At 53.2% G+C, this 8,768-nt stretch carries 11 protein-coding genes and 1 pseudogene; 10 read left to right on the top strand and 2 right to left on the bottom strand.

Features of this window, described 5'->3' with window-relative positions:
* The first annotated feature begins 753 nt into the window (after positions 1-753).
* Genes INF68_RS01655 through INF68_RS01640 form a run of 4 tightly spaced genes read left to right on the top strand, consistent with a single transcriptional unit; the run spans position 754 to position 2,115 of the window.
* A complete protein-coding gene (locus INF68_RS01655) occupies positions 754-1,329 on the top strand; it encodes a hypothetical protein (RefSeq protein ID WP_226326632.1) in 576 nt (191 codons plus the stop codon).
* Positions 1,329-1,589, top strand: coding sequence for a hypothetical protein (locus INF68_RS01650; protein WP_042945486.1), 261 nt, complete (start codon positions 1,329-1,331; stop codon positions 1,587-1,589). The genes INF68_RS01655 and INF68_RS01650 overlap by 1 nt, the downstream gene beginning before the upstream one ends.
* Before the next feature lie 3 nt (positions 1,590-1,592).
* The gene (locus INF68_RS01645; RefSeq protein ID WP_047037288.1) at positions 1,593-1,784 is read left to right on the top strand and encodes a hypothetical protein; all 192 of its coding nucleotides are present in this window, start codon (positions 1,593-1,595) and stop codon (positions 1,782-1,784) included.
* Positions 1,777-2,115, top strand: a complete 339-nt coding sequence (locus INF68_RS01640) for a hypothetical protein (RefSeq protein ID WP_131023598.1) — start codon at positions 1,777-1,779, stop codon at positions 2,113-2,115. Before INF68_RS01645 ends, INF68_RS01640 begins: the two co-directional genes overlap by 8 nt.
* A 34-nt stretch (positions 2,116-2,149) precedes the next feature.
* Here INF68_RS01640 and INF68_RS01635 read toward each other — a convergent pair.
* Both INF68_RS01635 and INF68_RS01630 read right to left on the bottom strand, forming a co-directional pair.
* A pseudogene (locus INF68_RS01635) lies at positions 2,150-2,644 on the bottom strand (DUF72 domain-containing protein); the annotation flags it as partial.
* Complete coding sequence (locus tag INF68_RS01630; protein WP_047061094.1) at positions 2,641-3,207, bottom strand: hydrolase; 567 nt, start codon at positions 3,205-3,207, stop codon at positions 2,641-2,643. The gene INF68_RS01630 and the pseudogene INF68_RS01635, both read right to left, overlap by 4 nt.
* Positions 3,208-3,470: 263 nt before the next feature.
* Between INF68_RS01630 and aspS the strand changes: the two genes are divergently transcribed.
* The 6 genes from aspS to ruvB all read left to right on the top strand — a co-directional run bounded on the left by aspS (position 3,471) and on the right by ruvB (position 8,726).
* Positions 3,471-5,243: an aspartate--tRNA ligase gene (gene aspS / locus INF68_RS01625; protein WP_126786413.1), complete on the top strand. Its 1,773-nt coding sequence runs from the start codon at positions 3,471-3,473 to the stop codon at positions 5,241-5,243.
* A gap of 1 nt (position 5,244) precedes the next feature.
* Positions 5,245-5,688: a dihydroneopterin triphosphate diphosphatase gene (nudB, locus tag INF68_RS01620; RefSeq protein ID WP_126786412.1), complete on the top strand. Its 444-nt coding sequence runs from the start codon at positions 5,245-5,247 to the stop codon at positions 5,686-5,688.
* 27 nt (positions 5,689-5,715) lie between these two features.
* Positions 5,716-6,456, top strand: coding sequence for a YebC/PmpR family DNA-binding transcriptional regulator (locus tag INF68_RS01615; RefSeq protein ID WP_008500447.1), 741 nt, complete (start codon positions 5,716-5,718; stop codon positions 6,454-6,456).
* Between the two features lie 34 nt (positions 6,457-6,490).
* Positions 6,491-7,012: a crossover junction endodeoxyribonuclease RuvC gene (ruvC, locus tag INF68_RS01610; RefSeq protein ID WP_003859749.1), complete on the top strand. Its 522-nt coding sequence runs from the start codon at positions 6,491-6,493 to the stop codon at positions 7,010-7,012.
* A gap of 80 nt (positions 7,013-7,092) precedes the next feature.
* On the top strand, positions 7,093-7,707 hold the full coding sequence (gene ruvA / locus INF68_RS01605) for a Holliday junction branch migration protein RuvA (protein ID WP_023312236.1): 615 nt from the start codon (positions 7,093-7,095) through the stop codon (positions 7,705-7,707).
* Between the two features lie 8 nt (positions 7,708-7,715).
* Complete coding sequence (gene ruvB / locus INF68_RS01600) at positions 7,716-8,726, top strand: Holliday junction branch migration DNA helicase RuvB (RefSeq protein ID WP_023312235.1); 1,011 nt, start codon at positions 7,716-7,718, stop codon at positions 8,724-8,726.
* Positions 8,727-8,768 lie beyond the last annotated feature (42 nt).

The raw sequence follows: 8,768 nt of genomic DNA, 5'->3' as shown, positions 1-8,768 counted from the left end.
ATTCAGTGTGCCACTTCACATCCGAAATGACCAGCGTATTAACATTAGTGTGAATATGGATAGTCAGAAGATTGGAACATTCCAGACACAGGTTTTAACTGGTGGCTTTGAAGACCTGAATATTAATGCTGAACATTTGAGTGATTGATAGCTGTTTGAGTTTTACAGATTCCATTTATCATGTGATAATTTTTTTTTATCTGGTTTGCTTAATCAAAAAATCAACTGGTACAGGTCAAGAGGTATTTTGAGAAAGCAATGTAAAAGGGACTCTTCGGAGTCCTTTTTTATTTGTATTGAAAAAAGGTTCGATTATGAATGAAGACATATTACAAAGTAACAGGGAAGACCTGCCACACTGTCCATACTGAATTAAGAAAGATTGGTGATTTGATTAACCCAATCCCGAATAAGAAATATCACATCAAAAGAATGATGACTAAAGCTACTCGCTTATTACTCATTAAATCAATCAGTGAAAGAGTTAAAAATAACCGTTGACATTCCATTAATATATGACAGAATGGTTATATGAGTTAGAGATATTCACTATCCATCAATCACCGATTATTTCTGGCTCCTCAGTTTCCTTCTGTTTATCTTCTCAGGCATCCATCCCGAATGAGTGACGGGAATTCCTCTTGAGAAGATGAACAACCCTAATTAGATACCGTGTCGAGTTACATTAAGTTGGCTCTGACGCGGTTTTCTGCTTTCTTAAATCTAAGTAAACCAGACTAAGAGTAATTAATAATGACCACTTTAAATCAAGCTGTAAAAATTGAATCACCAGTTGCAAGTATCAGTCACCTGTTACCGTTTGAACAGAAAGAGCATATTGAACGTTTGTACTTTCCAAAGGTACAACAGGCTACTGACAGAATGAATAAAGCTGAGGCTGAATATCAGGATGCTGTAGAAACTCGTTCAGTGTTGATTAATCAGAAAGCTGCTGAATATCTTGCTAACCCGTCTGAAAGACACGGATTCATTGTGAAGCAGGTTTACCCGACAAACCAGCAGCAAGTGATTCAAAGCATGGCTGAACAAGGTTATATGGTTCATCGTGTATCTGTTGGAATGGTTACCTTTATCCGTATGCCAAAGAACGCTAAAGATAATCCTCTTCAGGAAATTACAGATAAAGCTACAGCAGAGGCTGAATCAACTACCGACAAGATGATTGAACGTCTGAAGGTAAAAGCCTCTGAAGCTGTCCACCAGCGAAATAAAGTCGTGATTGAAGCTCGTAAATCTCTGAATTCAATTAAACCCTTTGAAAGCTATTTAAACGTAATTGTAACTGAGCCTGAAGAGGTAACCGAATAATGAGTATTCCAATGAAAGGTCTATCAAAGCGTGGCAGGTATAATCATCTTACTGACTCAATGGAATTCAAATATTTCAACGGTCAAACAGAAATCAGTGAATCAACCTTTAAAGCACTCTGTGCAGGTAATAAGCCTAAACCAACTGTGAAGCCAGCTAAAGCGGTCACCACGTATAAGGTGAAGCCTAAGCCAACGATTGAACAGCAACGAGATGCAGCTTTAAAGGCTGCTATTAAACAGATGGTAAGCGGGGGCTGATAAATGGAAGATACGATTAACGCCCCGATTAACTATTACGATTCTGAAAAGCGTCTAATCGTTGGTCACAATCTGGTAGGTAAAATTCACCCCCAGCTATTTGGTAAGCTGGTTCGCCGTTCAAACGATGGTTCAACCCGTTGCCAGCAAGCCCGAATCACAGACTATTTAGAGGGGTTACTAACTAATGGCTGAAACCTTTATTAATCCTGATAAGCCGTGTATTCATTGCCGCTCACTTATCCGTTATGTGTCGTCCGGTCGCTGTGTAGAGTGCTCTAAAACACGCAGACAGCCGCCTAAACCAAAGCCACAGATTGTACGTGTAACCGCTTCAGCAGCAAGAGCACCGTTTCACTCTGAAGGTGGAGACAACCGAAATAACATCATTGTGAAGCTGTCTGAAGCCGCTTTAGATAACCTTGACCGTGTAGGCTATGAGTTGGTTCGGAAATACCGCCTTGCAGGTTACACGCAAGAACATATCCGAATGATTGCTCTGTCTCATCTGCTTGAAGCCGCTTAATCCTCGCTACAAGTCCCATCTTTACAGTGTATCAATAGAAAGGTCTCTTCAGGATCACCCGGTTAACGGAACGCTCAAGCAGGCCGCGATTGAGCGCTTTTTCTGCTTCGCCCTTCGCAAAAAATTCAGGATGCCTGACTTCGACGCCGTAGGTGAATTCGCGGGGCAGGGTATCCAGGAACTGCCAGAGCGCAGGCAAATCGCGCGGGCCAAACGTGGAGGGTAGCTGGATCCAGTACTGACCGATGCGGTTCGCCAGCGGCGACATGCGCGTAAAAAACTCTTCGGTCAAATCACCGCAGTTGCGCAGCGCGGCCTGGTGGGAAATGGTGGCCGGAAACTTAAAGCAGAAGCGGAAGTCGTCGGTGGTTTGTTCCCGCCAGCGCGTAACAATCTCGGCTTTGGGGAGCGCATACAGGGTGGTGTTACCCTCGACACAGTTGAAGTGCCGGGCATACTCCTCAAGGCTGGTGATGCCAAGGCGCACCCATTTCGGGTGCGACCACTGGGGCAGGCCCACGTACATCATAGCGCGCTGACAATCTCATCCGTGCTGCGCACGCGGCCGATGCGCGGGAAGATATGGGTCATGCTGCCCTGGTGCTGTTCCGCGGAGGCCGCGCTGCAGGCATCTTCAGCGATCACCAGATTAAAGCCCAGCTCCCAAGCGTTGCGGGCGGTAGACTCCACGCCGATGTTGGTGGAAATGCCGCACAGGATGATGGTGTCGATGCCGCGACGGCGGAGCTGCAGTTCGAGATCGGTACCGTAAAATGCGCCCCACTGGCGTTTGGTCACTTCAATATCGCTGTCGCGTTTGCCGAGTGCGGCCGGGTACGTCCACCAGTTTTCAGGCAGGGCGCGTGCTGGAACCTGGGCATCAACGGGCTGTTTTAACGCTTCGGCGTAATCAGCGGACCAGCCGACGCGCACCATGACAACAGGCGCACCGCTGGCACGACATGTTTCCGCCAGGCGAGCAGCGCGGTTGACCACATCATCCGCAGTATGCGGGCCACCGGCGAAGGGCAGAATGCCTTCCTGTAAATCAATCACAACAAGTGCGGTTTTACTGGCATCAAGTGTTAACATCGTTACTCCTGTTAAATGAATCACTTCCAGACACCATACGACGTCATGGCCTGTTCCTGGTCGGATAATTTTGTTAATTTTTGTGAGAATGCGCAATAAGAGTGCAGCAAACGACCGCCTGGCCGTGGTTCGCTCTTATCGTCCGGCGGAATTTCCAGTATAATAGCCGCCTTTTTTCATCCAGTTGTGACATACAGAAAGCTGCGACATAGTAGCCTGCATACCAGGCGACATTTAGCCTGCGGCTAATTAAGGGATATCTCATGCGTACAGAATATTGCGGGCAGCTGCGTCAGTCCCACGTTGGACAGCAGGTAACCCTGTGTGGTTGGGTCAATCGTCGTCGTGATCTTGGTAGCCTTATCTTCATCGATATGCGCGACCGCGAAGGTATCGTTCAGGTGTTCTTCGATCCGGATCGCGCAGATGCGTTGAAGCTGGCCTCTGAGCTGCGTAATGAGTTCTGCATTCAGGTTACCGGCACAGTGCGCGCGCGTGACGAGAAAAACGTCAACGCCGACATGGCGACGGGGGCCATCGAAGTGCTGGCGTCCGATCTGGTGATCATCAACCGTGCAGAAGCGCTGCCGCTGGACTCCAACCACGTCAACACTGAAGAAGCGCGTCTGAAATACCGCTACCTGGATCTGCGTCGTCCGGAAATGGCTCAGCGCCTGAAAACCCGTGCGAAAATCACCAGCCTGGTGCGCCGCTTTATGGATGACCATGGTTTCCTCGACATCGAAACCCCGATGCTGACCAAAGCGACGCCGGAAGGGGCGCGCGATTACCTGGTTCCATCCCGCGTTCATAAAGGCAAATTCTACGCGCTGCCGCAGTCTCCACAGCTGTTCAAACAGCTGCTGATGATGTCCGGCTTCGATCGCTACTATCAGATCGTTAAATGTTTCCGCGACGAAGACCTGCGCGCTGACCGCCAGCCAGAATTTACCCAGATCGATGTGGAAACCTCCTTCATGACCGCCGAGCAGGTGCGTGAAGTGATGGAAGCTCTGGTGCGTAGCCTGTGGAACGACGTGAAAGGCGTTGAGCTGGGCGATTTCCCTATCATGACCTTCGCTGAAGCCGAGCGTCGTTACGGCTCCGACAAACCAGACCTGCGTAACCCGATGGAGCTGGTGGACGTAGCAGACCTGGTGAAAGGCGTTGAGTTTGCCGTCTTCGCTGGCCCGGCTAACGATCCTAAAGGCCGTGTGGCGGCCCTGCTTGTACCGGGCGGTGCGGCACTGAGCCGCAAGCAAATCGACGACTACGGCAACTTTATCAAGATCTACGGCGCGAAAGGTCTGGCCTATATTAAAGTGACCGAGCGTGCGAAAGGTCTGGAAGGCATCACCAGCCCGGTAGCGAAATTCCTGAACGCGGACATCGTGGAAGCGATCCTTGAGCGCACCGGCGCGCAGGACGGCGATATGATCTTCTTCGGCGCAGACAACAAGAAAGTCGTGGCGGATGCGATGGGCGCGCTGCGTCTGAAGCTCGGCAAAGACCTGAGCCTGACCGATGAAAACAAATGGGCGCCGCTGTGGGTTATCGACTTCCCAATGTTTGAAGACGACGGTGAAGGCGGCCTGACCGCAATGCACCACCCGTTCACCTCGCCAAAAGACATGACGGCGGCAGAGCTGAAAGCGGCACCGGAAGATGCGGTCGCGAACGCTTATGACATGGTTATCAACGGCTACGAAGTGGGCGGTGGTTCCGTGCGTATTCACAGCGGCGAAATGCAGCAGACCGTGTTCGGCATTCTCGGCATCAACGAGCAGGAGCAGCGCGAGAAGTTTGGCTTCCTGCTGGACGCCCTGAAATACGGTACGCCGCCGCACGCGGGTCTGGCCTTCGGTCTTGACCGTCTGACCATGCTGCTGACCGGCACCGATAACATCCGTGATGTTATCGCCTTCCCGAAAACCACTGCCGCAGCGTGTCTGATGACCGAAGCGCCAAGCTTTGCCAACCCGGCCGCACTGGCCGAACTGGGCATTGATGTGGTGAAGAAGGAAGAGAAAAACTGATATGACATATAAGCTTCCCGTTTCGGTCCTGGTGGTCATTTATGCAGAAGACACGAAGCGGGTGCTGATGTTGCAGCGGCGCGATGACCCTGATTTCTGGCAGTCGGTAACCGGCAGTCTGGAAGAGGGGGAAACCGCGTTGCAGGCCGCCGCGCGCGAAGTAAAGGAAGAGGTCACCATTGACGTTGCCCGCGAGCAACTGACCCTGAAGGACTGCCAGCGCACGGTGGAGTTTGAAATTTTTAGCCATTTACGTCATCGCTACGCGCCGGGTACCGAGCGCAATACGGAGTCGTGGTTCTGTCTCGCGCTCCCCCATGAACGGGAGATCGTGTTTACCGAACACCTGACCTACCGCTGGGTGAGTGCGGCGGATGCCGCCGCACTCACCAAGTCGTGGAGCAACCGGCAGGCGATTGAAGAATTTGTAATTAACGCAGCCTGAGAAGGCGCGATTTTTGGAGAACTTTTTATGGCAGGTCATAGTAAGTGGGCCAACACCAAACACCGCAAAGCGGCACAGGATGCCAAGCGCGGTAAGATCTTTACCAAAATCATTCGCGAGCTGGTGACAGCAGCGCGTCTGGGCGGCGGCGACCCGGCTTCTAACCCGCGTCTGCGCGCGGCGGTAGATAAAGCGCTGTCTAACAACATGACGCGTGACACCCTGAACCGTGCTATCGCACGTGGCGTGGGCGGTGATGAAGACGCGAACATGGAAACCATCATTTATGAAGGTTACGGCCCTGGCGGTACTGCGGTGATGGTTGAGTGTCTGTCCGACAACCGTAACCGTACCGTTGCGGAAGTGCGCCACGCGTTCACCAAAACCGGTGGCAACCTGGGCACCGACGGTTCCGTGGCTTACCTGTTCAGCAAAAAAGGCGTCATCTCCTTCGAGAAAGGCGACGAAGATGCGATCATGGAAGCGGCGCTGGAAGCCGGTGCGGAAGACGTAGTGACCTTCGATGACGGCGCTATCGACGTTTATACCGCGTGGGAAGAGATGGGTGCCGTGCGCGACGCGCTGGAAGCGGCTGGCCTGAAAGCGGACAACGCTGAAGTCTCCATGATCCCGTCTACCAAAGCGGACATGGATGCGGAAACGGCACCAAAACTGCTGCGTCTGATCGACATGCTCGAAGACTGCGACGACGTGCAGGAAGTGTACCACAACGGTGAAATCTCTGATGAGGTTGCAGCGACTCTCTGATGAGAGCCTGTAAACCGTTTACGGGAGACGCGTGATGTCGATTATTCTCGGGATTGACCCAGGCTCACGCGTCACCGGTTATGGCGTTATCCGTCAGGTGGGACGCCAGTTAACCTACCTGGGCAGCGGCTGTATTCGCACCAAAGTGGACGATCTTCCTTCGCGCCTGAAGCTCATTTATGCGGGCGTGTCGGAGATCATCACCCAGTTTCAGCCGGACTATTTCGCCATCGAGCAGGTCTTTATGGCGAAAAACGCCGATTCAGCGCTAAAGCTCGGTCAGGCGCGCGGTGTCGCCATCGTCGCTGCCGTGAACCAAGATTTGCCGGTATTCGAATACGCTGCGCGTCAGGTCAAGCAGACGGTAGTGGGCATTGGGAGCGCGGAGAAAAGCCAGGTGCAGCATATGGTGCGTACCTTGCTGAAGCTTCCCGCGAACCCGCAGGCCGACGCCGCCGATGCGCTGGCTATTGCAATTACCCACTGTCACGTCAGCCAGAATGCTATGCAAATGAGTGAGTCGCGGCTCAATCTGGCGCGAGGCAGGTTACGATAATCAGAAATCAGGCTGGATAAACATCCAGCCTTTTTTTATTATGTCGGCAGTTAATTTCTCCCAGAACGCAGGAGCGTCACGTGATAGGCAGACTCAGAGGCATCATCATTGAAAAACAACCCCCGTTAGTGCTGCTGGAAGTGGGTGGAGTGGGCTATGAAGTCCATATGCCGATGACCTGCTTCTACGAGCTGCCGGACGCGGGCAAAGAGGCGATTGTCTTTACCCAGTTTGTGGTGCGTGAAGATGCCCAGCTGCTGTACGGCTTCAATAACAAGCAGGAACGCACCCTGTTCCGCGAGCTGATTAAAACCAACGGCGTTGGGCCGAAGCTGGCGCTGGCGATTTTGTCCGGCATGTCGGCACCACAGTTTGTGAATGCCGTTGAGCGCGAAGATCCTGCGGCGCTGATTAAGCTTCCGGGCATTGGTAAGAAAACCGCCGAGCGCCTGATTGTCGAAATGAAAGACCGCTTTAAAGGTCTGCATGGCGATCTGTTCACTCCGGCAGCCGATTTGGTACTGACCTCACCTGGCGGCCCTGCGACGGATGATGACGCCGAGCAGGAAGCGGTTGCCGCGCTGGTGGCGCTGGGCTATAAACCTCAGGAGGCCAGCCGTATGGTGAGCAAAATTGCCAAACCGGACGCCAGCAGTGAAACCCTGATTCGTGAAGCGCTGCGCGCTGCATTGTGAGGTAAAGGATGATTGAAGCAGACCGCCTGGTGTCGGCAGGCACTATTCAGGCAGATGACGTGGTGGACCGCGCGATCCGCCCAAAACTGCTTGATGAATATATCGGCCAGCCGCAGGTTCGTTCCCAGATGGAGATTTTCATCCAGGCGGCAAAGCTGCGCGGCGATGCGCTCGATCACCTGCTGATTTTTGGCCCTCCCGGTTTAGGCAAAACCACGCTGGCGAATATCGTCGCCAATGAGATGGGCGTCAACCTGCGCACCACCTCTGGCCCCGTGCTAGAAAAGGCTGGCGATCTCGCGGCGATGCTGACCAACCTCGAACCGCATGACGTGCTGTTTATCGATGAGATCCACCGCCTGTCGCCGGTGGTGGAGGAAGTGCTCTATCCGGCGATGGAAGATTACCAGCTGGATATCATGATCGGTGAAGGCCCGGCCGCGCGCTCCATCAAAATCGATCTGCCGCCGTTTACCCTGATTGGCGCCACCACCCGCGCCGGGTCGTTGACCTCTCCGCTGCGCGACCGTTTCGGCATCGTGCAGCGTCTTGAGTTTTACCAGGTGGCGGATCTCCAGCACATCGTTGGCCGTAGCGCCCGCTATATGGGGCTCGAAATGAGCGAAGAGGGCGCGTTTGAAGTAGCGAAGCGTTCCCGCGGTACGCCGCGTATCGCCAACCGTCTGCTGCGCCGCGTGCGTGACTTTGCCGAGGTGAAGCACGATGGCTCGATTTCCGCTGAGATCGCCGCTCAGGCGCTGGATATGCTGAACGTTGATGCCGAAGGCTTTGACTATATGGACCGTAAACTGCTGCTGGCGGTGCTGGATAAGTTCTTTGGCGGCCCGGTCGGGCTGGATAACCTGGCTGCGGCTATTGGGGAAGAGCGTGAGACGATTGAAGATGTGCTGGAGCCGTATCTGATCCAGCAGGGCTTCCTGCAGCGTACCCCGCGTGGACGTATGGCAACGGTGCGGGCGTGGAATCATTTCGGCATTACGCCACCGGCAATGCCGTAATGTTGTGTTCCCTCTCCCCGAGGCAGAAGCCCTCACCGGCCC

Source organism: Enterobacter cloacae complex sp. P16RS2 (assembly GCF_014982155.1).
Lineage (GTDB): Bacteria > Pseudomonadota > Gammaproteobacteria > Enterobacterales > Enterobacteriaceae > Enterobacter > Enterobacter cloacae_M.
This window is presented reverse-complemented; position numbering and strand designations above follow the sequence as displayed.

What these genes read in the sequence shown, in the direction of transcription:
- INF68_RS01655 (WP_226326632.1), top strand. Translation starts at nt 754, where the DNA reads ATGACCACTTTAAATCAAGCTGTAAAAATTGAATCACCAGTTGCAAGT.
- INF68_RS01650 (WP_042945486.1), top strand. Translation starts at nt 1,329, where the DNA reads ATGAGTATTCCAATGAAAGGTCTATCAAAGCGTGGCAGGTATAATCAT.
- INF68_RS01645 (WP_047037288.1), top strand. Translation starts at nt 1,593, where the DNA reads ATGGAAGATACGATTAACGCCCCGATTAACTATTACGATTCTGAAAAG.
- INF68_RS01640 (WP_131023598.1), top strand. Translation starts at nt 1,777, where the DNA reads ATGGCTGAAACCTTTATTAATCCTGATAAGCCGTGTATTCATTGCCGC.
- INF68_RS01630 (WP_047061094.1), bottom strand. Translation starts at nt 3,207, where the DNA reads ATGTTAACACTTGATGCCAGTAAAACCGCACTTGTTGTGATTGATTTA.
- aspS (WP_126786413.1), top strand. Translation starts at nt 3,471, where the DNA reads ATGCGTACAGAATATTGCGGGCAGCTGCGTCAGTCCCACGTTGGACAG.
- nudB (WP_126786412.1), top strand. Translation starts at nt 5,245, where the DNA reads ATGACATATAAGCTTCCCGTTTCGGTCCTGGTGGTCATTTATGCAGAA.
- INF68_RS01615 (WP_008500447.1), top strand. Translation starts at nt 5,716, where the DNA reads ATGGCAGGTCATAGTAAGTGGGCCAACACCAAACACCGCAAAGCGGCA.
- ruvC (WP_003859749.1), top strand. Translation starts at nt 6,491, where the DNA reads ATGTCGATTATTCTCGGGATTGACCCAGGCTCACGCGTCACCGGTTAT.
- ruvB (WP_023312235.1), top strand. Translation starts at nt 7,716, where the DNA reads ATGATTGAAGCAGACCGCCTGGTGTCGGCAGGCACTATTCAGGCAGAT.